At 70.9% G+C, this 21,468-nt stretch carries 22 protein-coding genes; 16 read left to right on the forward strand and 6 right to left on the reverse strand.

All coding sequences use genetic code 11. The features are described from left to right. Positions 1 to 103: 103 nt before the first annotated feature. On the forward strand, positions 104 to 745 hold the full coding sequence (locus KPL78_RS00225) for a lysozyme inhibitor LprI family protein (protein WP_219760635.1): 642 nt from the start codon (positions 104 to 106) through the stop codon (positions 743 to 745). 20 nt (positions 746 to 765) lie between these two features. Here the strand turns inward: KPL78_RS00225 and KPL78_RS00230 are convergent, their stop codons facing one another. After that, positions 766 to 1,866: an isocitrate/isopropylmalate dehydrogenase family protein gene (locus KPL78_RS00230; protein WP_219760636.1), complete on the reverse strand. Its 1,101-nt coding sequence runs from the start codon at positions 1,864 to 1,866 to the stop codon at positions 766 to 768. Positions 1,867 to 1,953: 87 nt separating this feature from the next. Here KPL78_RS00230 and KPL78_RS00235 point away from each other — a divergent pair, with 87 nt between their 5' ends. Next, positions 1,954 to 2,343 (forward strand): hypothetical protein, encoded by a 390-nt coding sequence (locus KPL78_RS00235; RefSeq protein WP_219760637.1) that lies wholly within the window; start codon positions 1,954 to 1,956, stop codon positions 2,341 to 2,343. Positions 2,344 to 2,370: 27 nt separating this feature from the next. Then, the gene (locus KPL78_RS00240) at positions 2,371 to 3,354 is read left to right on the forward strand and encodes a Bug family tripartite tricarboxylate transporter substrate binding protein (RefSeq protein WP_219760638.1); all 984 of its coding nucleotides are present in this window, start codon (positions 2,371 to 2,373) and stop codon (positions 3,352 to 3,354) included. 14 nt (positions 3,355 to 3,368) lie between these two features. Here the strand turns inward: KPL78_RS00240 and KPL78_RS00245 are convergent, their stop codons facing one another. Then, a complete protein-coding gene (locus KPL78_RS00245) occupies positions 3,369 to 5,489 on the reverse strand; it encodes a ComEC/Rec2 family competence protein (RefSeq protein ID WP_219760639.1) in 2,121 nt (706 codons plus the stop codon). A gap of 198 nt (positions 5,490 to 5,687) precedes the next feature. Here KPL78_RS00245 and gltX point away from each other — a divergent pair, with 198 nt between their 5' ends. Together gltX and KPL78_RS00255 are read left to right on the forward strand one after the other, a co-directional pair. After that, positions 5,688 to 7,091, forward strand: a complete 1,404-nt coding sequence (gene gltX, locus KPL78_RS00250) for a glutamate--tRNA ligase (RefSeq protein WP_219760640.1) — start codon at positions 5,688 to 5,690, stop codon at positions 7,089 to 7,091. Positions 7,092 to 7,098: 7 nt separating this feature from the next. After that, entirely contained in the window at positions 7,099 to 7,530 is a 432-nt protein-coding gene (locus KPL78_RS00255; RefSeq protein ID WP_219760641.1) for a WapI family immunity protein, read from the forward strand. Here the strand turns inward: KPL78_RS00255 and KPL78_RS00260 are convergent. Next, positions 7,517 to 8,518 carry a hypothetical protein gene (locus KPL78_RS00260; RefSeq protein WP_219760642.1) on the reverse strand — a complete coding sequence of 334 codons (1,002 nt, stop codon included), beginning with the start codon at positions 8,516 to 8,518 and terminating at the stop codon, positions 7,517 to 7,519. The genes KPL78_RS00255 and KPL78_RS00260 overlap by 14 nt on opposite strands. A 57-nt stretch (positions 8,519 to 8,575) precedes the next feature. On the opposite strand from KPL78_RS00260, the gene hmuQ reads away from it, so the two are divergent. Together hmuQ and KPL78_RS00270 are read left to right on the forward strand one after the other, a co-directional pair. After that, positions 8,576 to 8,890, forward strand: a complete 315-nt coding sequence (hmuQ, locus tag KPL78_RS00265) for a heme-degrading protein HmuQ (RefSeq protein ID WP_219760643.1) — start codon at positions 8,576 to 8,578, stop codon at positions 8,888 to 8,890. Positions 8,891 to 8,970: 80 nt separating this feature from the next. Beyond that, positions 8,971 to 10,047, forward strand: a complete 1,077-nt coding sequence (locus tag KPL78_RS00270; RefSeq protein WP_219760644.1) for a mandelate racemase/muconate lactonizing enzyme family protein — start codon at positions 8,971 to 8,973, stop codon at positions 10,045 to 10,047. Positions 10,048 to 10,183: 136 nt separating this feature from the next. Here the strand turns inward: KPL78_RS00270 and pdxR are convergent, their stop codons facing one another. Continuing rightward, the gene (gene pdxR / locus KPL78_RS00275; RefSeq protein ID WP_219760645.1) at positions 10,184 to 11,605 is read right to left on the reverse strand and encodes a MocR-like pyridoxine biosynthesis transcription factor PdxR; all 1,422 of its coding nucleotides are present in this window, start codon (positions 11,603 to 11,605) and stop codon (positions 10,184 to 10,186) included. A gap of 77 nt (positions 11,606 to 11,682) precedes the next feature. On the opposite strand from pdxR, the gene KPL78_RS00280 reads away from it, so the two are divergent. The 4 genes from KPL78_RS00280 (at position 11,683) to KPL78_RS00295 (ending at position 15,830) form a co-directional block, all read left to right on the forward strand. Further along, entirely contained in the window at positions 11,683 to 12,402 is a 720-nt protein-coding gene (locus KPL78_RS00280) for a pyridoxamine 5'-phosphate oxidase family protein (RefSeq protein ID WP_219760646.1), read from the forward strand. Positions 12,403 to 12,471: 69 nt separating this feature from the next. After that, complete coding sequence (locus KPL78_RS00285) at positions 12,472 to 13,224, forward strand: SDR family NAD(P)-dependent oxidoreductase (RefSeq protein ID WP_219760647.1); 753 nt, start codon at positions 12,472 to 12,474, stop codon at positions 13,222 to 13,224. A 236-nt stretch (positions 13,225 to 13,460) separates the two neighbouring features. Beyond that, positions 13,461 to 14,693: an MFS transporter gene (locus tag KPL78_RS00290; RefSeq protein ID WP_219760648.1), complete on the forward strand. Its 1,233-nt coding sequence runs from the start codon at positions 13,461 to 13,463 to the stop codon at positions 14,691 to 14,693. Between the two features lie 360 nt (positions 14,694 to 15,053). Next, positions 15,054 to 15,830, forward strand: a complete 777-nt coding sequence (locus tag KPL78_RS00295) for an inositol monophosphatase family protein (RefSeq protein ID WP_219760649.1) — start codon at positions 15,054 to 15,056, stop codon at positions 15,828 to 15,830. Between the two features lie 45 nt (positions 15,831 to 15,875). On the opposite strand, the gene KPL78_RS00300 is transcribed toward KPL78_RS00295, so the two are convergent. Further along, a complete protein-coding gene (locus KPL78_RS00300) occupies positions 15,876 to 16,823 on the reverse strand; it encodes a sterol desaturase family protein (RefSeq protein ID WP_219760650.1) in 948 nt (315 codons plus the stop codon). Between KPL78_RS00300 and KPL78_RS00305 the strand changes: the two genes are divergently transcribed. Together KPL78_RS00305 and moaB are read left to right on the forward strand one after the other, a co-directional pair. Further along, complete coding sequence (locus tag KPL78_RS00305) at positions 16,812 to 17,681, forward strand: creatininase family protein (RefSeq protein WP_219760651.1); 870 nt, start codon at positions 16,812 to 16,814, stop codon at positions 17,679 to 17,681. The genes KPL78_RS00300 and KPL78_RS00305 overlap by 12 nt on opposite strands. Positions 17,682 to 17,735: 54 nt before the next feature. Continuing rightward, complete coding sequence (moaB, locus tag KPL78_RS00310; protein ID WP_219760652.1) at positions 17,736 to 18,275, forward strand: molybdenum cofactor biosynthesis protein B; 540 nt, start codon at positions 17,736 to 17,738, stop codon at positions 18,273 to 18,275. Positions 18,276 to 18,323: 48 nt separating this feature from the next. On the opposite strand, the gene KPL78_RS00315 is transcribed toward moaB, so the two are convergent. Further along, complete coding sequence (locus KPL78_RS00315; RefSeq protein ID WP_219760653.1) at positions 18,324 to 19,469, reverse strand: PA0069 family radical SAM protein; 1,146 nt, start codon at positions 19,467 to 19,469, stop codon at positions 18,324 to 18,326. Positions 19,470 to 19,608: 139 nt separating this feature from the next. Between KPL78_RS00315 and KPL78_RS00320 the strand changes: the two genes are divergently transcribed. From KPL78_RS00320 to KPL78_RS00330, 3 genes are read left to right on the forward strand one after another with little or no spacing between them, the layout of a single operon-like run. Next, positions 19,609 to 20,298, forward strand: coding sequence for a TIGR04283 family arsenosugar biosynthesis glycosyltransferase (locus KPL78_RS00320; protein ID WP_219760654.1), 690 nt, complete (start codon positions 19,609 to 19,611; stop codon positions 20,296 to 20,298). Positions 20,299 to 20,317: 19 nt separating this feature from the next. Continuing rightward, entirely contained in the window at positions 20,318 to 20,905 is a 588-nt protein-coding gene (locus KPL78_RS00325; protein WP_219760655.1) for a TIGR04282 family arsenosugar biosynthesis glycosyltransferase, read from the forward strand. Further along, complete coding sequence (locus KPL78_RS00330; RefSeq protein ID WP_219760656.1) at positions 20,902 to 21,408, forward strand: HPP family protein; 507 nt, start codon at positions 20,902 to 20,904, stop codon at positions 21,406 to 21,408. Before KPL78_RS00325 ends, KPL78_RS00330 begins: the two co-directional genes overlap by 4 nt. Positions 21,409 to 21,468: the final 60 nt, after the last annotated feature.

Below are 21,468 nucleotides of genomic sequence, written 5' to 3' on the forward strand. Positions count from 1 at the left end.
GCCGCGACGGAGCGGCCGTCGGGCCGTTGCCGCCGGGCTGGTCCCTGGTTATGCGCGCCGGGTGAACCGTTCTGTTGCGCCCATGACCAGGAGAGTTGCCGGGATGCGTATGGTGTTGCTGGGCGTGCTGGCGCTCTGCGTCGTGTCCGAGCATGCGCGGGCCCAGGCGAGCTTCGATTGCGCCCGGGCCGCCAGTGCGATCGAGAGGGCGATCTGCGCGGCGCCCGAGCTCGCGCAGCTCGATCGGCAGCTCAGCCAGATCTATGCGCAGAAGCGCGCATCGACGCAGGGACAGCAGAGGCAGGTGCTGACCGATGAGCAGCGCGCCTGGATCCGGTCCCGCGATGCGGCCTGTCGCGCCGATCGCGCTGTGAACACCGAATGTCTCGCCGGGCTCTATCGGGGCCGTATCGCGGAACTCTCGGGCGCGACGGCCCCTGACGGCTGGACGGGACGCTGGCGTTATGCGCGGGCCGGATTCACAGGCGAGATGCAGATCGCCGCGATCGTCCAGGGTCGGTGGCGCATCACGATCCAGACCGCCATGGACAGTGGCAATGTCAGCACCTGCGAGCTGACGGTGGAGGCGCATGAGGTGTCCGGACGGCTCATTGGCCGGAGCGACGACATCGAGATCGTCGTCAGCGCCGACCGAGGTGGAGTGCAGCTGACGCAAAGGGCGGGGTCGAGCCCCTGCGGGCTCAACGCCACCTTCGAAGGACCTTATCTACGTTCGGGCGGATAGAGCGCCGGAATGCACGTGGCTCAATCCGGCGCGGATCCGATCCGCGCCGCGACGGCCTTGGCCGCGGCTGCGGTGCCGTCCTGGCCGCCGATATCGGCCGTACGCAGGCCGCTTGCGAAAGCGGCGTCGACCGCTGCATCCAGCTCGGCCGCCGCATCGGCATAGGCCTGCCCCGCACCTTTGCCCGCCAGCCAGTCGAGCATCATCGCGGCTGACAGGATCGTCGCGGTCGGATTGGCGATGCCCGTGCCGGCGATGTCAGGCGCCGTGCCGTGCGCCGGCTGGAACACGGCATGGGTGTCGCCGATATCGGCACTCGGCGCGAAGCCCATGCCGCCGATCAGACCGGCGCCGAGGTCGGAGAGGATATCGCCGAACATGTTCTCCGTCGGCAGCACGTCGAAGGCCCACGGCTTGCGCACCAGGTCGAGCGCCATCGCATCGACGTAGTGCGCGCCATGCGCGACATCGGGATAGCTCGCCGCGACCTCCGCGAAGATGCCGCGCATGAAGGCGAAGGCGCGGAAGACATTCGCCTTGTCCACCAGCGTCACCGTGCCTTGGCGCCCGCGCCGTGCCGCGCGCTGCTGCGCGAGGCCGAAGGAGAAGCGCGCCAGCTTCTCCGTCACACCCCGCGTGATGCGCAGCGTCTCCTCCGCCATGTCATGAGTGACCGTGCCGCGGTCGCGGGAGAAGAACAGGCCCTCGGTGCTCTCCCGCACGATGACCAGGTCGATGTCCCGCGCGCGCGGATCGGCGAGAGCCACCGGTACCCCCGGCAGCGCACGGAACGGCCGCACGCCGGCATAGAGGTTGAGCCGGAAGCGCAGGTCGAGCTGCGGCGCGATCTCCGTCCCGTCCTCCGTACGGATCTCGGGCCAACCCATGGCGCCGAGCAGGATCGCGTCGGCTTTCGCGGCGCTCTCGAAGGTCTCCTCGCTCATCGCCGTGCCGGTGTCGCGATAGCAGAAGGCGCCGGCGCGCAGCTCCTCATAGGCCAGGCCGATGCCGTGGCGCTTTGCGAGCGGTTCCAGCACCGCGATCGTCGCCGCCGTCACCTCCGTGCCGATGCCGTCCCCGGGCAGGACCGCGATGCGCAGCGTGTTGGAGGGCAGGGGCATGTCGCTTCCTCGGTGATGTGCTTGGCGCGATATCTCCCACGGGCCTTCACCGGGCGGCAAGGATCGTTGTGGCAGTGTTCCGGCATTATGCCACGCGATCCGCTCGCCACGCTCGCAAAGCTCCGCCGCATCGAGGTCGAGGCCGCCCAGCGCAGCCTTGCCGAGGCGCGCGTCGCCCTGATTCGCCAGCAGCAGGCCGCCGCCGCGGCGGAGGCCACGCTGCTTGCCGAACAGCCCGGCGAGGCTCCGGTCACCTATGGCACCTTCCTCGCCCATGGCCTGGCGTTGCGCCAGGCGCAGCGGGAAGCCACGGCACGCGCCGAGGCCGCGGAGGAAGCGGAACGCGCGGCCCTCGCGGAAGCCCGCAGCGCGGAGAAGGTGATCGGCACGCTGCGCGATCGTCGCGCCGCCGCCCGCCGCCGCGACGCCGCGCGCCGCGCCCAGGCCCGCTTGGAGGATGCGCTGCCCCGCGGATAGGATGCGGCCACTTCGGGAGGAAACCGCATGTCCGCCATCATCCGCCGCCGGGCGCTGCTCGGGGCCGCCAGCCTGCCAATGCTGCCTGCCGTCGCGCAGGCGCAGTCCGACTGGCCCAACCGCCCCGTGCGCATCATCGTGCCCTTCCCGCCGGGCCAGGCCTCGGACATCCTGACGCGGCTGGTCGCGGATGAGCTGTCGAAGCGGTGGCCGCAGCGCGTGGTGGTGGAGAACCGAGGCGGCGGCGCCGGCGCGCCCGCCATGGAAGCCGGGGCGCGGTCCCCAGCCGATGGCTACACGCTGATCGCGGGGACATCGGGGCCGCTCGGCATCAATCCCTCGGTCCTGCCGCGCCTGCCCTATGATGCGGAGAAGGATTTCGTCGGCATCTCCAACGTCGCGATGGTGCCGCTGCTAGTCGTGGCGCATCCATCCGTGCCCTACACCACGATGCAGGAACTCGCGGCGGCGGCGCGGGCGCAGCCGGGGGCGCTGAACATGGCCTCCGCCGGGCCGGCGACGAGCCAGCACATGGCCGCCGAGCTGCTGATGCTGCGCGCGAATATCCGCTTCAACATCGTGCACTACCGCGGCAGCGGGCCGGCCATCGCCGATGTCATCGCCGGCAATGTGAAGCTGATGACGGATTCCGTGGCGTCCTCCCTGCCGCATATCCGCGAGGGCCGGGTGAAGCCGATCGCGCTGTGTTCCGCGCAGCGCGTGCCGCAGCTTCCTGAAGTGCCGACCATCGCCGAGACGCTGGTGCCGGGGTATTCGGCCGCAGGCTGGAGCGCGCTGGTCGCCCCCGCTGGAACGCCCGCGGAGATCGTCCGCAAGATCAACGCCGATGTCGTCGCGGTGCTGCGGGACCCGGCGATCGCCGAGCGCTTCACCCAGATGGGCGCGGTTGCCGACCCGCAGACGCCGGAGGAATGCGCCACCTTCATTCGCACGGAAATCGCGAAGTGGCGGGAGGTCGCGCAGGCGGCCAACGTGCGGCTGGAAGGCTGAGCGCCCAAGCGGGGTTATTCTACCGCTGCCGGTGGCGCCTCCTCCCGGCTGCGTGGCACGGGCGGGGGCGGCACCCAGGGGCGGGTTCCCCGCCAGGCCCGGTCGGACAGGACACGCACGCCGTCGCTGTCGAACCAGGCGGCGTGCGGCCCGTTCCGCCACACGGAGAAGCGGTCCAGGACCTGGCTGCCAGCGCATCGCCCGCGGATCGGCTCGGCCGAGACCAGCAGCGCGGCGCGGCCGCAATAGCCATCCGGCGGGTCGCGCCGCAGCAGCACGACCTCGGGCCGGTCATGCAGGCGGCAGGCGCCCGGCGTGCAGGCGATCGAGCCCACGGCGACCGTGCCCGTCGCGGGGAGAGGCTGCGCCTCGGTCAGGCCATGCGTGCGCAGCCAGCTGTCGCGCGTCAGGGCCGAAGCCCCCGATTGCCGCTGCAGCCAGAACCCGCCATCCGCCGCCACGCCGATCAGCCGCGCATCCCCGGAGACGAACAGGTCGGGTGGGCGATGCAGGACGGGGCTCGCCAGGCCGAGCGCCAGCACCGGTACACCGAACCAGCGCCAAGGGAGCCGCCACAGGCAGACCCACACCATCCCGAACCCCGTGGCGACCAGGCCCCAGGCCGGGATCGGCCGCGCCACCTGCGCCGCGCCGGGCCAGGCGGCGACCTCGCGTGCCACGGCCAGCACCGCCTCGCAGCCCCAGCCCATGATCGCCAGTGCCGGGCCTTCCAGGCCGAAGGGCATCAGGGCTGCGGCGACCATCCCTGCCGGCATGACCAGCATCGAGGTCAGGGGCACCGCTACGGCATTCGCCGCCACGCCGTACCATTGCAGACGCCCGAAATGGGCGAGGCCGAAGGGCGCCGTCGCCAGCCCCGCCAGCACCGAAGTTCCGAGCAGCCCCGCCCCGAAGACCAGCCCCTTGCGCCACCAGGCGCCATCGCCGCGCAGCCGGGCCATCGGGGCCTTCAGCGCCTCCCATCCCGCGATCAGCGCCAACACGGCGGCGAAGGACATCTGGAAGGACGGGCCGAGCAACGCCTCGGGTGAAAGCAGCATCACCGCCGCCGCCGCCAGGGCCAGACTGCGCAGGGAGATCGCCTGCCGCCCCGTCAGCAGTGCGATCGTGACCAGCACGGCGGTGGCGAAGGACCGTTGCATCGGCACCTGCGACCCCGTCAGCACCATGTAGAATCCGCCGGCGACAAGGGCGGCGATGCCCGCCCAGGCCTTGCCGTCCACCCGCAACGCGACCCAGCGCCAGCAGGCGATCAGCAGCCGCACGACGAAGAAGCTGACGCCCATGACGATGGCGATGTGCAGGCCGGAGACCGAGAGCAGATGTGCGAGTCCCGCATCGCGCATGGCGGTGATGTCGGGGCGGGGAATGGCACTCTGCCCGCCGGTCAGCAGCGCGGCGGCGACTGCCCCGGCTGGGCCGGGCACCACCGCCGTCACGCGCGCTTCCAGCGTGCTGCGCAGGCCGGAAAGTGGCCGCGCGCGCCCGCCGGTGGTGATGACCTCGGCCGGCCCGATGGCGAAACCCGCCCCGCCCTGGCCGGCGAAGAAGGCCGCGCGCTGGAAGTCCCAGGCGCCCGGATAAGCGGGCGCCGAGGGCGGCCGCACCAGGGCGCGAACCGTCACGCGATCCCCCGGCGCGGTCTGCGCCGGATCATTGGCGCGCAGGCGGACCCGGAAGCTGCGGGGCTGCGGTGGGTCGTCCGGCGCGAAGCGGACCTCGGACAGGGTCAGGCGCCGGCCTTCTGGCAGCAGGTCGACATCCTGGACGATGCCACTGAGCATCACCGCCCCACGCGGCGGCGTGGCAAGCGGCGGGGCGGCCGCGGCATGCCAGGCCGCGGCGGCGAAGCCCAACGCACCCGCGCCGAGCAGCCCGATCGCCCAGCCGGCATGCGGTGCTCGGGGTGCGACCAGCACCGCGACCAGTATCAGCGCCGGGGCAAGCGCGGCGGTCCAGCCGGAGGGTTCCTGCCGCAATCCGAAATAGACCAGGATGCCGGCGCCCATGGCGACGGCGAGCCAGGGCGCGAGCCGCCCCCGTTCCCCCGCCAGCAGCAGCCCTGCCCGGCCGGCGAGGGCGTTCAGCCAAGCCAGGGCACGCAGGGGACACATCGCGCGATGGTGCTGGACAGGTCCGGGTTCCACAACTCCTGCGTTCATTCTAGCCAGGGAGGCTGGCGGCGAGGAGTGCCTGCGCGCAGAGGGGGCGGTCGCCGCGCCCGGCCAGCCTGCAACCCCCTGCCATGCCGAGGGTGCCATCGGCGGGCACCGCTGGTATGAGGGGCGCCTCCGCGACCGAGTTCAGGTGATATGACCGTCCGTACCCGCTTCGCTCCCTCCCCCACCGGCTACCTCCATATCGGCGGGGCACGCACCGCGCTGTTCAACTACCTCTTTGCCCGGCACCACGGCGGCACCTACCTGCTGCGCATCGAGGACACGGACAAGGAACGCTCGACCCAGGCGGCGGTGGACCAGATCCTCGAAAGCCTCGCCTGGCTCGGCCTGTCGCCGGACGAGCCGCCGGTCTTCCAGGCGGCGCGCGAGGCGCGCCATGCCGAGATCGCCCATGCGCTGCTTGCCATGGGCAAGGCGTATCGCTGCTGGGCGACGCCGCAGGAACTGCAGGAGATGCGGGAGAAGGCGATGGCCGAGGGCCGCCCGCCCCGCTACGACCGCCGTTGGCGTGATCGCGAGCCCGGCCCGGAGCAGGAGGGCAAGCCCTTCGCCATCCGCATCAAGGCGCCGATCGACGGCGAGACCGTGGTGGCAGACCTGGTGCAGGGCGAGGTCCGCGTCGGCAATGCCGAGCTCGACGACATGATCATCCTGCGGTCGGACGGCACGCCGACCTATCTGCATGCGGTGGTGGTGGATGACCACGACATGGACATCACCCATGTCATCCGCGGCGACGACCACCTGACCAACACCTTCCGCCAATGCATGGTCTATGACGCGATGGGATGGCGCCGGCCGCATTTCGCGCATATCCCGCTGATCCACGGCGCCGACGGCGCGAAGCTGTCGAAGCGGCACGGCGCGGTGAGCGTGCTCGACTTCCGCGACGAGGGCTATCTGCCCGAGGCGGTGAGCAACTACCTGCTGCGCCTAGGCTGGGGCCATGGCGACGAGGAGATCGTGCCGCGCGACCGCGCCATCGAACTGTTCGACATCAAGGATGTCGGGCGTTCGGCGTCGCGCATGGACTATGCGAAGCTGACGCATCTCAACGGCGTCTATCTGCGCCAGACCGACGATGCGCGGCTGACGCGGGAGGTGCTGGAGATCCTCGCGAAGCGCGGCACGCTGTTCGGCACCGATGGCGCCGAGCGCGTCGGCCTGCTGATGCCGGACCTCAAGGAACGCGCCCGCACGCTGGAGGAACTGGCCGGCGCCGCCGCCTTCGTCGTGCATGAGGGGTTGCCCGCGATCGACGAGAAGGCGCATGCCGCGCTGACGCCGGAGGCGCGGACGCGGTTGGCCGACCTCGCCGAATTCCTCTCCGCCGCGCCGTGGGAGAAGGCGGATCTCGAACAGTGGCTGCGCGACTATGCCGATGTGAAAGAGGTCAAGCTGAAGGACATCGCACAGCCGTTGCGCGCGGCGCTGTGCGGCAGCCTGACCAGCCCGCCGATCAATGCGGTGCTCTGGGCGCTGGGGCGCGACGAGAGCCTGCTCCGCATCCTGGCCGCGGCCAACGGCGAAGCCTGACACGGCCATGCCCGGCGAGGCGGCGCTGCGCACCGCCGGGCTGACCATCGAATGCCTGCGCCGCGCGGCGCCGGACAGCGCCGATGCCTGGGATCGCGACTGGATCGAGGCCATCGCGCGGGTGGAAGCGCCCGGCGCGGTGGTGGAACTGCACGGGCCCTGGCTGCGCGGCGTGGAACTCGCCGCCTTCGCGGAGGCCGTGGCGGTGCTGCATCACGATCTGCGTGGCAGCGCGCACCCCGACTGCCTGGAGCCGGGCCTGGATGTGACGCTACAGGCCGGCACGCTCGGGCAGGTTACGATGCACGTGGCGATCACGCCGGATCACCTGACGCAGTCACACAGCTTCACCTTCGCGCTCGACCAGAGCGACCTGCCTGCGTTGCTCGCCTCACTGCGCGCGATGGTCCGGCACTTCCCGCCCGTCAGCCCGCGCTGATCCGCCAGGCCATCGGGCCGATGCGTTCCAGCCGCGCGAAGCGGTCCCAGGCGAGCAGCGCGCCGCGCATCAATTCCTCCCACGCCGCCTGCATGGCGGGGGTCGTGTCGATGCCGCGGAACAGCGGCAGGGCTTGGCGCCGCAGCACCACGCTACCGTCCGGTTGCGCGGAGAGGGTCGCCTCGGCATCGCCCTCGGCCCGCGCCATCGCGCAGAGAAAATCCGGCAGGCTGGTCACGCCCAGCGCCGCGGCCAGCGCATGGACGTGCTGCATCCCCACCAGCCGCGCGGCATGCCCCAGCAGCGCACCGCCCTCGCTTTCGCCCAGCAATCCGATCGCCACCTGCATGACGGTGCGCGCATATTCCATCGCATAGCCGCGCTTCGCCTTGGCGATGCGTTCCGCCGGCCAGTCGGCGGCCGGGAGCGCCGGCGCGGCGGCCGGATCGAAGCGTGGCATGGCTTCCTGCTTCGCGAAGCGCAGCCGCTCATCCTCAGCCAGGTCGCGATCATGCTCGACGTAGTAGCCTTCGAGCCCCGGATCGCCATCCACCGTCTGCCCCGTGCAGACGAAGCCGAGGCCGAGCCGCCCCAGCATCACGCCGTTGTTCGCATGCCAGCCGCGCAGCATCGCGGCGTTCACGGATGACGGAATTCCGCAGATCGTCGCCCCCGGCCACACCCAGCGCGGCGGCGGATAGCGGATCCAGGCCTTGCGCGGGCTCTCCTCGACATATTCGACACCAACACCGCCGATGAAGTTCGAGAGGTAGTGATACCGCGCCGCCGCGACCGCCGGCGGCAGCCCGTCCAGTCCCAGCTTCTTCAGCCCCGGCAGGAAGGTCGTTTGCTGCTGGTGGCGGAAGACGCGGAACATCAGCTCCGCCGCCGTCTCCTCGCCATGGCGCGCCACGGCGTGCAGGACTGTGCCGGTGAACCAGGCGTGGTAGAATTCGCCCGCCACCTCGAGAGCGCCGGCCCCCGTCATCGTGGGCCTGCGGCGCGCTGCGGCAGCCGGATGCCTGCATCGAATGAGGACCCCATCGTGTTCATCGCCACCAACCGATTCCGCGTCATCCCCACCGAAGCCGAAGCCTTCGAGGAGCGCTGGAAAACCCGCGACAGCCATCTCAAGGACGTGCCGGGCTTCGTCACCTTCCACCTCCTGAAGGGACCAGAGCGGGAGGACCACATCCTCTATTCTTCCTTCACCTTGTGGGCGTCGAAGGACGCCTTCGAAGCCTGGACACGCTCGGACCAGTTCCGCAAGGCGCATGCGGGCGCCGGCCAGGCCAAGCCAACCACCATCGGCCCGCCCCAGTTCGAAGGCTTCGAGGTGCTGCAGACCATCTCGGCCTGACCTGGCGCTGCTTGCCCAGGCGGGGGGATTGTGCCCTCACTCGCCGGCGCGGCCTCGGGCGGCGCCGGCGAGGAAGCAGCATGAAGATCACCCGCGTCACCACGCATCACCACCGCACCGAGTTCACCTACGGCGCCAGCAGTGGCGGTGTCGGGGGCAATCTGCACCTCAAGGCCATGGACACGCTGCTGGTGCGCGTCGAGACGGATGCCGGCATCCATGGTTGGGGCGAGGGATTCGGCTTCACCCTGGTCGAGACCACGAAGGATGCCGTCGATCGCCTGATCGCCCCCGCCTGCATCGGCCAGGATGCGCGCGACATCGCCGGCGTCACGCGGATGCTCGCCCGCCGCTTCCACAATTTCGGGCGCAACGGACCGGTCACCTTCGGCATCTCGGCCATCGACATCGCCCTGTGGGACATCAGGGCCAAGGCGGAAGGCAAGCCGCTGCACGCGCTGCTCGGCGACGCCGCGCGTCCCGCGGTGCCCGCCTATGCGTCCCTGCTGCGCTACGGCGCGCCCGAGGATGTCGCGCGCAACGTCACCGAGGCACTGTCCCGCGGCTATCGCCACATCAAGCTGCATGAGGTGAACCTCGCCTGCATCCGCGCCGCGCGCGCGGCCGCGCCGGCGGATATCCCGCTGATGCTCGACATCAACTGCGCCTGGGACACCGAGGCCGATGCCGTGACCTTCTGCGAGGACGTGGCGGGGCTGAACATCGGCTGGGTCGAGGAACCGATCTGGCCGCCCGAGGACATTCCCGCCATCGCCCGCATCCGCGCCGCCTCGCCCGTGCCGATCTCGGCCGGGGAATGCAACGGCACGGTCGAGGATTTCTGCCGCATGTTCGAGACGCGCGCGGTCGATGTCGCGCAGCCCTCCATCACCAAGATCGGGGGGATGTCGGCGCTGCTGGAAATCGCGGAACTCGCCCGCGAGATGGGCGTGCGGCTGGTGCCGCATTGCCCGTATTTCGGGCCCGGGCTGCTCGCCACGCTGCACTTCCTGGCTGCAACGGAAGACGCGGCGCCGATCGAGATCTACTTCGCCGACCTGCAACGCGCGCCCTATGGCAAGGCGTTGGCACCGATGGCCGGCATGATCGCCGTGCCGGAGGCACCTGGGCTGGGGTATGAACCGGTGCTCGACTGACGGATCAGGGAGGACTCCGCCCTCCCCGAACCCCATCCGCCACGGGATCCGATTGACGTTGCCATGCACCGTCAATGGGGAACCATCGGCCCGAGGCCTTTGGAAACCGTCACCTGGCATTGGGCAGGCCCTGAGGTCAGCAGCGGCGCCTCACGGCTCGACCAAGGCGCTCCGCGGCCCGCTTCAGCGCCGCGGCCTGATGGCCCGAATAGCCGATGACGAAGCCATCCGGGCCCTCCGGCGTCAGCCGCGTCTCCGACAGCAGCCAGCCCTCGACACTCGCTTCTGCCTGGATCTCGCGTGCGATGCCAGAGGGCGCGGCATCAGGCAGGGTGGCGAGCAGATGCAGCCCGTGATCCGGCACGTCCACCCGCAGACGGCCCCCTGACGTGCGCCTCAGGGTCTCGGCGACCTGGTCGCGCGCGCTGCGATACAGCGTGCGCATGCGCCGCAGATGCGCGGCGAAATCGCCGCTGTCCATGACCTCGGCCAGCGCGCCGCCGATCAGCGGGGAAGGGAAGCGGTCCGACACCGCGCGGGCCGCGACGACGCGTTCGACCAGCGACGCCGGCACCACCACGAAGCCCACGCGCAGGCCGGGGAACAGCGTCTTGGAGAAGGTGCCGAGATAGATCACCCGCCCCGTCCCATCGATGCCGGCCAGCGCCGTCAGCGGCGCGCCAGCGAAGCGGAATTCGCTGTCGTAGTCGTCCTCGATGACCCAGGCATCCTCGGCCCGCGCCCAGTCGAGCAAGGCGAGCCGGCGTGCCATGGTCATCGTCACGCCGGTGGGGAATTGGTGGGAGGGCGTGACATAGGCCATGCGCGCGCCGGGTTCCCGCGCGCGACCCGCGGCGACGTCGATGCCGGACGCGTCCACCGGCACCGGCACCAGCCGCGCGCCGAGCGCGCGCAGCGTGCGCTGCGCCGTCGGATAGCCGGGGTCTTCCAGCCAGACCGCATCGCCGGGGGCGAGCAGCACCTCGGCGCAGAGCCGCAGCCCCTGCTGCGTGCCGCTGGTGATCAGGATGCGGCTGGGGTCGCACTCCACGCCGCGGGTCGCTGCGAGGTGCTCCGCGATCGCGCGGCGCAGCGCCGCATGCCCGCGCGGGTCGCCATAGCCGAGATCGGCCGGGTCCGCCCGCACCACACGGTCGCGCAGCGCCCGGCCGAGCTGGCGCAGCAGGATGGGATCGGGCGTGGTGCAGCCGACCGCGAAGGGGCCGCGATCCGTCGGGACCGGCGGCAGGGGCACCGGGTCCGGTGCCGCCGGCCCGCGCGGCACCCGGGCGGCGACATAGGTGCCGTCGCCGACCCGCGCCTCGGCCAGGCCGTCGCTCAGCAGCAGCTCATAGGCCACGACCACGGCATTGCGCCGCACGCCGAGCTGGTCGGCCAGGGCCCGGCTGGACGGTAGCCGCAGCCCGGCCGCCAGTCGCCCATCCAGGATCGCCGCGCGCAGCCCGGCATGGACGCGGACGGATTGGCTGCCATCCCCGGCATCGATGCGCAGCGGCAGGTCGAGCACGGCGGCGCGGCTTTCGCGATTGGTCGGCATCGGGCGGTCCTGATTGGCCCTCGTTCCGACCAATTTCGCCGTGCATTCTTGGCGCTGTCAAACACTTGGGTGCAGCCATGCCCGACACCGCCATCCCGCCCAGCTACCCGATCACCCCGGTGAACCGGGTGAAGCGCCGCCACGACCGCGGCGCCTATGACCACGAGACGGTGCACCGGATCCTTGATTCCGCGATGCTGTGCCACGTCTCCTACGTCATCGACGGCCAGCCCTACTGCACGCCGACACTGTTCTGGCGGGAGGGGACGCATCTGTACTGGCACGGGTCCAGCGCCAGCCGGATGCTGCGCAACCTCGACAAGGGCCAGCCGGCCTGCCTGACGGTCACGCATCTCGACAGCCTGGTCATGGCGCGCTGCGGCTTCAACCATTCGGCCGACTACCGCTCCGCCATGTGCTTCGGCCATGCGCGGCTGGTCACGGATATCGAGGAGAAGAAGCGCGCTTTGACCATGATGGTCGATCGCTTCTTCCCCAACCGCACCGCCGGCCTGCGCCAGAGCACCGCGCAGGAGATCAAGGCGACGGCCGTGGTGGTGATGGAGATCGAGCAGGCCTCGGCGAAGATCCGCGCCAAGGGCCTTGCCGATGACGATGAGGATTACGCCCTGCCGGTCTATGCCGAGCGCATCCCCGTCACCACGGTCCTCGGCGTGCCGGAACCCTGCGACCGGCTGCTGCCGGGCGTGGAGCGCGGTGAGGACCTCAAGGCCTATCAGCCCTGGCGGCTGCTCGAGGAAGCGCTGCGCGAGTCCTACGCCGAGGCCTATCCCTGAAGCGGCCCGGGGCGGCCCTTGCCGCCCCGCACGCCCCGGCGCACCCTTCGCGCGACGCGGAGGAACACCATGGATCTCAAGGACGCCGTCGCCCTGGTCACGGGTGGCAATGGCGGGCTCGGCCAGCGCATCTGTCACGCGCTGGCGGCACAGGGCGCGCATGTCGCGGTGATGTACGCGGCGAGCCGCGACCAGGCCGAAGCCGTCGCGCGGGACCTGGTCGCGACCCATGGCGTGCAGGCCGCTGCCTTTGGCTGCGATATCACCGAAGCGGCGGCCGTGTCACGCCTCGTGGCGGATGTGACGGCGCGCTTCGGCCGGCTCGACATCCTTGTCAACGACGCCGCCTTCAACAAGTCGATCCCCTTCCCGGACCTCGATGCCCTGACCGAGGAAGTCTGGGAGAAGATCATGGCCGTGAACCTCACCGGCCCGATGCGCCTGACCAAGGCGGTCGCTCCGGTGATGAAGGCGCAGGGGCGGGGGCGGATCGTCAATATCGCCTCGGTGGCGGGGCTGGGGCCGACGGGGTCGTCCATCGCCTATGCCGTGTCCAAGGCCGGGCTGATTCATCTGACGAAATGCATGGCCGTCGCCCTGGCGCCCGAGGTGCTGGTGAACTGCGTCGCCCCCGGCCTGCTGGAAGGCACCCGTGCGACCGCGAACCTGCGGCCCGAACAGGTCGAGCGTTCCGCCGCCACATCGTTGTTGCGCAAGGCGGCGGACAAGGATGACTGCGCCGATATGGTCGTGACCATGTGCCGGACCGGGACCATGACCGGCCAGACCATCGTCATCGATGCCGGCCGGGTCTTCCACTGATGCCGACGGCCGAATTCCCGGGCGGCTGGCATCGGCTTTTCCAGCCCTCAGACGCCGGGCGCGAACCTCCGGTGTGCTTGGCTTTCGCCAGACTCCCGGTGGGCCGCATTCGCGGCCTCGGACCGGTCCGTTGGTATCGGGGACTCACGCCGGCGGTACTGACCCACGGCTGATGCATGCCAGCCCCCCGCCCGGGGGGGTTTCGCATTCGCTTATGGAAAGCGAAACATTTCTCCATGACCTCGCCCCCTCAGCAGATCCAGCCTCTGGATCGCGGCACCAAGGCCAATCTTTTCCTGCTCGCCTGCTGCCAGGCGCTGGGGCAGGCGAGCAACACCATGATGGTGGCGGCGACCGCGCTGTCGATCGTCACCTTCTATCCGAACCGCGACCTCGCGACCCTTCCGGCAACGCTGACGCATCTCGGCGTCATGGCCTCGGTCTTCCCCGCGGCGCTGCTGATGCAACGGCAGGGGCGGCGGCTCGGCTTCCGGGTCGGGTCGGGCTTCGGCATGGCCGGGGCGGCCGTGATCGGCAGCGGGCTCTACCTCGCGAATTTCTGGATCATGTGCCTGGGCGGATTCCTGCTCGGCTATGCGGTGGCCAGCCTGCACCAGTATCGCTTCGCCGCGGTCGAGATGGTGCCCGGCCTCTGGCGGGCGCGGGCCATTTCCTGGGTCACGGCGGGTGGCGTGGTGGCGGGGATACTCGGGCCGTCCCTGGTGCGGCTGACGCATGACGCCTGGGTGCCGATCTACCTCGCCACCTATGCGGCGATGTTCGCGCTGCACGCCATCGTCTTCACCGTGGTCTCCTTCATCCGCTTTCCGCCCGTGCCGGTCGGCACTGGCGGCACGGCGGCCGAGGCGCTGGCGCCGCGCCATCTCCGCCTGATCGCGGCGCAGCCCCGCTTCGTCGCCGCGGTGATCTCGGCCATGGTTGCCTTCGGCGTCATGTCCTTCCTGATGAGCGCCTCGCCGCTCGCCATCGTCGGCTGCGGCCTGCCGCATGCCGAGGCCCACTGGGTCATCTTCATGCACGTCATGGGGATGTTCGTGCCGGCCTTCTTCACCGGCAACCTGATCACGCGCTTCGGCACCACGCCGGTGATGTTCGTAGGCGTCTTGATCCTGGCCATCGGGGTGGCTGCCGGCGTGCAGGGGGTGGATGCGTGGAATTTCCGCATCGCGCTGACGCTGAACGGGGTGGGGTGGAATTTCCTCTTCGTCGGGGCGACGACGCTGGTGACCACCTGCTACCGCGCCAATGAACGCGGCAAGGTCCAGGCGCTGAACGACTTCCTGGTCTTCGGCACGACGGCGACGGCGTCCTTCCTCGCCGGCTTCCTGCTGGAGCGCATGGGCTGGCTTGCGCTCAATGCCTTCGCGGTGGTGCTGCTGATTGCCGCGCTCGGCGCGGTGACCTGGCTTTGGGCGCAGGAGCGCCGGGTGGCGCAGGCGGCGGCCTGACCGCGTTTGCGCCATAGGCGCGAAGTCCCGGCGATAAGTGGCGCCGGAGAGGGACGCCGCCCCTCTCCGGACCTCACCCCGCCAGGGGCTTGGAGCCCCTGGACCGCAATCTGGCGGCAATGGGCAGTGGTGTTCGGAATGAGCGCCGAGACCCGCTCTTGTGCGCGGCGCGCGCTGGAGGGGTTTCTGCGGGCCATGGCCGCATAACGCCAGGTCGAGGTTTGCACGGGCCTTTCGGCCTTTGCCGGAGAGAGGTTTGGAGAGGGGCGAAGTCCCTCTCCAACGTGCGTTGCGCATCCGGGGCGTCTTGCCTTGGCAGGGCCTGGCAGGTCACATGCCGCGACCGCGAAGGACCCTGGCATGACCGACCTAGCCCGCCGCCGCGACGCGGCCGCCGCCATTGCCGTGGAGGCCGCCGCCCTCGCCGCGCGCATGCGCGCCGCCGGGCAGGGTGTGCCCAGCCTCAAGGGTGCGCAGAACTTCGTCACCGAGGCCGACACCGCGACCGAGCGCTTCATCCGCGCCCGCCTCGAACAGGATTTCCCGGGCGAGGCCATCCTTGGCGAGGAGATGGGCGGTGCGCCCGACCGCGCCGGCCCGCTCTGGGTGCTCGATCCGATCGACGGGACCTCGAATTTCGCGCGCGGCAGCGATCGCTGGTGCGTGTCGATCGGCCTGGTGGTGGATGGCCGCGCCGTGGCCGGCGCGATCGCGCGCCATGCGCCCGCCGAGATCTTCGCTGCGGCCGAGGGCTTCGGCGCGACGCTGAATGGAGCGCCGATCCGCGCCGCGCCCACCACCGACATCAGCCGCGCGATCATTGAATGCGGCTGGTCGCTGCGCTTGCCCATCGCCGAATTCCATCGCATGGCGCAGGGCGTCACGACCCTCGGCGCCGGGGTGCGCAGCGGCGGGTCGGGGGCGCTCGGCCTGGTGGAAAGCGCGGCGGGGCGGATCGACGGCTATCTGGAACGGCACATCAATGCCTGGGACGCGGCGGCGGCCATCGCCATCGCGCGCGAGGCCGGTTGCTGGACCAACGCCTTCGATAGCGGGGACTGGCTGGCCTCGGGTAATCCGGTCGGCGTCGGGGCGCCGGGGATCGGCGGGCATCTCGCCGCGCTGCTGGCCGGGTGATCCCGGCGCGCTCTCACGTGCGGCCGGCGCGGGGCCATGCCGCGGTCAGCGCGCCGGCTTGGGTTCCGCCGGCGGAAGCGGGGCTTCGGCGGTCGCCGGTGCCGCGTCGTCCACGCCGAAGCGGAAGCGTTCCCCCTTCTTCGGCAGGTAGAGCGTGCCGAACATCCAGTCCCACAGTGCGAAGACGGTGGCATAATTCTTGTCGTGGTGCACCACATCCGCCGAATGGTGCGCTTGGTGCATGTGCGGACTGACCAGGACGTAGGACAGCCAGCGCGGAAAGGGCAGGGCGATATGGCTGTGGCGCAGATGCGAGAAGGCGACGTTCCACAGCAGGGCAAAGGCGTTCACGCCGAGCAGCGTCGCCGGATCGACGCGGGCGCCGAACAGCGAGGCGACGACCCCGAGCCCCACCCCGTTCATGAAGACGCCGCCGGCGATGTGCACGACCTGCTCCTGCGGCCAGAAGCGGAAGGCGGTGAGCGGCGTCAGCATCGGCGGTTCGTGATGCAGCCGGTGCGCCCGCCACAGCAGCGGAAGGCGATGGAAGAAGCGATGGGTCCAGTAGAGCGACAGGTCGGTCGTCGCGAAGGGGATCAGCGCCGCGGCCACCATGGCCAGTGGATGGTTGAGCCGCGCGCCGTATTCCGGTGCGCCGAAGACCGGGGTGAGCAGCGCGACCGCGAGTGTCGCACCCACCGCGCTCAGCAGGAAGAAGACCGGCGCAAGCAGGAAGGGGAGCGCCGCATTCACCACGAAGAGGATCGCATCCTGGCAGGTCTGGCGCAGGAAGGACCGGCCGGGCAGCGGCACGACGGTCCGCCGCATCTCCCGGAACGAGGCGCGCGTGAAGAAGCCGATGGCCAGGAAGGCCAGCGCGGCGGCGATGATCGTCGGCCACCAGAAGGGCGAACCCGGCTCGGTCAGCACGCCGGCGAGCGAGCGAAGCCAGTTCCAGGCAGCAGTCAGCGGGTCGTAATCGTGCCAGGTCATGAAGGCGCAGAATCCCATACTGCGGCGCCCGAGGGAACGGGCTTCCGGCGGCGCGGGCTCGCCGCCGCACTGGTTGCGGCGCTGCATCCGGCGGTTGGGCGGGCGCAGCGCGTGCCGGACAGCCTCGACATCGCAGACATGACCTGGAGCGAGGTGCGCGACGCCGTCGCCGCCGGCCGCCGCACCGTGATCGTGCCGAGCGGGGGGATCGAGCAGAACGGCCCGCACATGATCCTTGGCAAGCATGACCACATCGTGCGGGCGGCAGCGCGGCGGATCGCGGCCGAGCTGGGCGATGCGCTGGTGGTGCCCGTGCTGTCCTTCTCGCCGCAGGGGCGTTTCGATCCGCCGGAGGGGCATCTGCGCTTTCCCGGCACGATCGGGGTCACCGAGGATGCCTTCGCCGCCATGCTGGACGGCATCGCCCGCAGCCTGCGGCTGAGCGGCTTTCGGCTGATCTGCTTCCTGGCCGACAACGGTCCGAGCCAGCGGCCGCAGGAGCGGCTGGCGGCACGGTTGACCGCGGAATGGCGGCGGGCGGGCGTGCGGGTGCTGGCCGTGGATCGCTACTATGCGGCCATCGCCGACCAGGATGCCTGGCTGCGCGGGCAGGGCGAGACCGATGCCGCCATCGGCAGCCATGCCGGCATCGAGGACACGGCCGAGCTGATGGCCGTGCATCCGCCGGGCGTCGACCTGTCGCGCCTGCCGCCGCGCCCCGATGCGCTGCCCGCGCTGGGGGCGACCGGCGATCCGTCCCGCGCCTCGGCCACTCGGGGCGAGGCGCTGCTGGCGATCCGCGTCGCCGCGGCCGTGGTCCAGATCCGTGCCGTCCAGCGGGAGTTGTCCGGCCGGTAGGTTGCAGCCGGCCCGCCCCATGCCCATGGTTGGGGCCGACGCGCGGAGGACGCCATGCCGATCGACGAAAGCCTGACCTTCCTGCCGGTGAACATCGCCGTGCTGACCGTGAGCGACACGCGTGACCTGTCCACCGACCGGTCCGGCCAGACCTTGCAGGAGCGCATCGAGGCCGGCGGGCATCGCTGCGTGGCACGGGAGATCGTTAAGGATGAGGCGGATCTGATCGAGGCGCTGCTGCGCCGCTGGATCGCGGACCCGGCCGTGGACTGCGTGATCACCACCGGGGGCACCGGCATCACCGGCCGCGACGTGACGCCCGAGGCCTTCAAGCGCGTGCTGGAGAAGGAGATCGAGGGCTTCGGCGAGCTGTTCCGCATGTTGAGCTACGCGAAGATCGGGACTTCGACCATGCAGTCGCGGGCGCTGGGTGGGGTGGCGGACGGGACCTATCTGTTTGCGCTGCCGGGGTCGACCGGGGCCTGCAAGGATGCGTGGGACGACATCCTGAAGTTCCAGCTCGACAGCCGGCACCGGCCCTGCAACCTGGTCGAGCTGATGCCGCGGCTGAAGGAACACCTGAAGGCGGCGTGAGGGCGCCGGAGGCGGGTACGCGCCGCGGGGCGCGTGTCCCCCAGCACCTCAGAACAGCGCCAACTGCGCCGGCGCTGCCGCGGCGCCCGCCACGGGCGGAACCCGGAACTGCGAGCAATCCAGCGCCCCCACCCCGCCGCCGCGCCGTTCCAGCCCGAGCCGCCGCGCCGCCACCGCGAAACGCTGCGCCAGCATCTCGGCATAGACGCCGGTGCCCTTCTGCCGCACGCCGAAACGGCTGTCGTAGAGCGCGCCGCCGCGCGTCTGGCGGATCAAGGCCAGCACCCGCGCCGCCCGGTCGGGCATGTGGCGGGCGAGCCATTCCTCGAAGAGCTGCTTGATCTCGAGCGGCAGGCGCAGCAGCACATAGCCGGCATGGGTCGCGCCGGCGGCGGCGGCGCGTTCCAGGATGGATTCCAGCTCGGCGTCGTTGACGCTCGGGATCATGGGGGCGGCGAGGACCGCAGTCGGCACGCCGGCGGCAGTGAGCTCCCGCACCGCGGCCAGGCGCCGTTCGGGGGAGGCGGCGCGCGGTTCCATGATGCGGGCGAGCTTGGGATCAAGGGTGGTGACGGACAGGCAGACGCGGGCCAGGTTGCGCTGGGCCATGCCGGTGAGGATGTCGAGGTCGCGCAGCACGCCGGCCGATTTCGTGACGATGGTGACGGGATGGTTGAAGCGATCGAGCACTTCCAGCACCGCCCGGGTCAGCTTGAGCGTGCGCTCGACCGGCTGGTAGGGGTCGGTGTTGGACCCGAGGGCGATGGGCTTCGGCTCATAGCCGGGCTTGCGCAGCTCCTTTTCCAGCAGCGCCGCTACCTCGGGCTTGAAGAGCAGCCGCGTCTCGAAATCGAGGCCGGGGGAGAGGCCGAGATAGGCGTGGGACGGTCGGGCGTAGCAATAAACGCAGCCATGCTCGCAGCCGCGATAGGGGTTCACGGCGCGGTCGAAGCCGATGTCGGGGCTCTCGTTCCAGGCGAGCGCCGATCGTGCGCTGTCCTTGGTGAGCGTGGTCGGCAGGGGCGGAAGTTCGGCGAAGGCGGCTTCCAGCGTGCCCCAGCCATCGTCGAAGGCTTCCCGCGCGCTGCGTTCGAAGCGCACGGGCGGGTTGAGGCCGGCGCCGCGGCCCTTGCGGGCGAGCGGCGGCAGGGCATGGCCCAGATCGGGCGACAGATGGGGGGTACCGTCCGGCATGGCGCGGCTCCTGCCTGTCAGGGGGAGGGGAGATGAAGTTCCCCTTTCGTTCTTGGGCATCCTGTCGAAACCGGCCGGATGGGTCAAGAACATATTGGGAACGAGAGGTTAATGCGCGCGGACCGCATCCGCCGGCATTATGAGAACGTCAAGGGAACTCACGGCCCTCCTGCCGACACTCAACGCCGCGGAAGGCCTGGGCGGGACGCTCGCGGCCCTGCGCGGGCAGGTGGCCGCGATCCTGGTGGCGGATGGCGGCAGCACCGACGGCACCATCGCCGTGGCCGAGGCAGCCGGCGCGCAGGTGATCGCCGCGCCGCGGGGGCGGGGGAACCAGCTCTCCGCTGGCGCGGTAGCGGTCCACACGCCCTGGGTCCTGGTGCTGCATGCCGATACGCGTCCCGGCACCGGCTGGCAGGCGGCTGCCGAAGCCTTCATGGGCGACCCCGCCAATGCCTCCCGTGCTGCCTATTTCCGCTTCGCTCTCGATGATCCCTCCCCGCAGGCGCGGCGGCTGGAGCGCGCCGTCGCCTGGCGCTGCCGGGCCCTGGCACTGCCCTATGGCGACCAGGGATTGCTGATCCCGCGCACCCTGCTGGACGCGGTCGGCGGCTACCGCCCCACCCCGATCATGGAGGATGTCGATCTGGTCCGGCGCATCGGCCGTGACCGCCTGGTCGGGCTCAGCGTGCCCTTCATCACCTCGGCAGCGCGCTGGCGGGCGGAGGGATGGTGGCGGCGTTCGGCGCGCAACCTGGCCTGCCTGTCGCTCTGGTTCGTCGGCGTGCCGCCGGAACGGATCGCCAGGCTCTATGCGCGGCGGCGCTGATGCGCTTGGGTGCGGCAGCATGCACCGGCCGATCGTCATTCTCTTCGCCCGGGCGCCCCGCCTCGGTGCGGTGAAGCGGCGGCTCGCCGCCGGCATCGGGGATCGCGCGGCGCTGCGCTTCCACTGCGCGACGCTCGCCGCCACCGCGCGGCCGATCGCGCGGGACCGGCGCTGGACGACGCTGCTCGCCACCACGCCGCGTGGGGCACGCACCGACTGGGCGCGCTTCGTGCCACGCGGCACGCGGCGCATGGATCAGATCCATGGCGATCTCGGCGCGCGCATGCAGGCCTGCCTGCGCCTCGCGCCGCGTGCCGTGTTGGCGGGCAGCGACATCCCGGATCTGCATCCCGACGACATCGCCGCCGCCTTCCGCGCGCTGGGCCGTGCCGACGCGGTGTTCGGCCCGGCGCGGGACGGCGGCTACTGGCTGGTCGGCCTCGGGCCGCGGCGGCCGGCGCGGCCCTTCGCCCGCGTGCGCTGGTCCGGCCCGCATGCCCTGGCCGATACTCTCGCGAATTTCCGCGGGCGGCGCGTCGCGCTGCTCCGCACGCTGCAGGATGTGGACACTGTCGAGGACCTCGCCATGCTGAAGACCCGCCCATGAAGCCGCCGCGTCCGAGCCGCATCCTCGTGCAGATCGTCGGCACCGCCGTCGCGCTGATGCTGGCGAACGCCGCCCTGTCCTTCACGGAGCATCCCTGGCTGCTGCCCTCCTTCGGCGGATCCTGCGTCATCCTGTTCGGCATGCCGCGCGGCATCATGGCGCAGCCGCGGTCCTTCATCGGCGGGCATCTGCTCGCCACGCTGGTCGGCATCGTCTGTCGGGAGGGCTATCACCTCCTCGGCGGGCGCGTCGAACCCTGGATCGCCTTCGCCGTGGGCGCGGCGCTCGCGGTGATGGCGGTGACGCGCACCATCCATTCCCCGGCCGGCGCCAATCCGGTGGTGGTCTTCGCCGAGGACGCGAACTGGCACTTCCTGGCGACGCCGCTGCTGCCGGGCCTCGCGACCGTCTTCCTGGTCGCCTATGTGGCGAACAACCTGCCCGGATCCTGGGGCGCCGGTCCCTGGCCGCGCTTCGTCCGCTGGCTGCCGCGCAAGACCTGACCCTGGAATCGTTCCCGTTCGCCATGGCTCACGGCACCGTCTCCAGCCCATTGTTCTTGA

It is taken from the genome of Roseomonas alba, from assembly GCF_019430885.1.
GTDB classification, from domain to species: domain Bacteria; phylum Pseudomonadota; class Alphaproteobacteria; order Acetobacterales; family Acetobacteraceae; genus Neoroseomonas; species Neoroseomonas alba.

Excerpts from the sequence above, each read along its gene's own strand:
- KPL78_RS00225 (WP_219760635.1), top strand. The coding sequence starts at position 104 with ATGCGTATGGTGTTGCTGGGCGTGCTGGCGCTCTGCGTCGTGTCCGAG.
- KPL78_RS00230 (WP_219760636.1), bottom strand. The coding sequence starts at position 1,866 with ATGCCCCTGCCCTCCAACACGCTGCGCATCGCGGTCCTGCCCGGGGAC.
- KPL78_RS00235 (WP_219760637.1), top strand. The coding sequence starts at position 1,954 with ATGCCACGCGATCCGCTCGCCACGCTCGCAAAGCTCCGCCGCATCGAG.
- KPL78_RS00240 (WP_219760638.1), top strand. The coding sequence starts at position 2,371 with ATGTCCGCCATCATCCGCCGCCGGGCGCTGCTCGGGGCCGCCAGCCTG.
- KPL78_RS00245 (WP_219760639.1), bottom strand. The coding sequence starts at position 5,489 with ATGTGTCCCCTGCGTGCCCTGGCTTGGCTGAACGCCCTCGCCGGCCGG.
- gltX (WP_219760640.1), top strand. The coding sequence starts at position 5,688 with ATGACCGTCCGTACCCGCTTCGCTCCCTCCCCCACCGGCTACCTCCAT.
- KPL78_RS00255 (WP_219760641.1), top strand. The coding sequence starts at position 7,099 with ATGCCCGGCGAGGCGGCGCTGCGCACCGCCGGGCTGACCATCGAATGC.
- KPL78_RS00260 (WP_219760642.1), bottom strand. The coding sequence starts at position 8,518 with ATGACGGGGGCCGGCGCTCTCGAGGTGGCGGGCGAATTCTACCACGCC.
- KPL78_RS00270 (WP_219760644.1), top strand. The coding sequence starts at position 8,971 with ATGAAGATCACCCGCGTCACCACGCATCACCACCGCACCGAGTTCACC.
- pdxR (WP_219760645.1), bottom strand. The coding sequence starts at position 11,605 with ATGCCGACCAATCGCGAAAGCCGCGCCGCCGTGCTCGACCTGCCGCTG.
- KPL78_RS00280 (WP_219760646.1), top strand. The coding sequence starts at position 11,683 with ATGCCCGACACCGCCATCCCGCCCAGCTACCCGATCACCCCGGTGAAC.
- KPL78_RS00285 (WP_219760647.1), top strand. The coding sequence starts at position 12,472 with ATGGATCTCAAGGACGCCGTCGCCCTGGTCACGGGTGGCAATGGCGGG.
- KPL78_RS00290 (WP_219760648.1), top strand. The coding sequence starts at position 13,461 with ATGACCTCGCCCCCTCAGCAGATCCAGCCTCTGGATCGCGGCACCAAG.
- KPL78_RS00295 (WP_219760649.1), top strand. The coding sequence starts at position 15,054 with ATGACCGACCTAGCCCGCCGCCGCGACGCGGCCGCCGCCATTGCCGTG.
- KPL78_RS00300 (WP_219760650.1), bottom strand. The coding sequence starts at position 16,823 with ATGACCTGGCACGATTACGACCCGCTGACTGCTGCCTGGAACTGGCTT.
- moaB (WP_219760652.1), top strand. The coding sequence starts at position 17,736 with ATGCCGATCGACGAAAGCCTGACCTTCCTGCCGGTGAACATCGCCGTG.
- KPL78_RS00315 (WP_219760653.1), bottom strand. The coding sequence starts at position 19,469 with ATGCCGGACGGTACCCCCCATCTGTCGCCCGATCTGGGCCATGCCCTG.
- KPL78_RS00320 (WP_219760654.1), top strand. The coding sequence starts at position 19,609 with ATGAGAACGTCAAGGGAACTCACGGCCCTCCTGCCGACACTCAACGCC.
- KPL78_RS00325 (WP_219760655.1), top strand. The coding sequence starts at position 20,318 with ATGCACCGGCCGATCGTCATTCTCTTCGCCCGGGCGCCCCGCCTCGGT.
- KPL78_RS00330 (WP_219760656.1), top strand. The coding sequence starts at position 20,902 with ATGAAGCCGCCGCGTCCGAGCCGCATCCTCGTGCAGATCGTCGGCACC.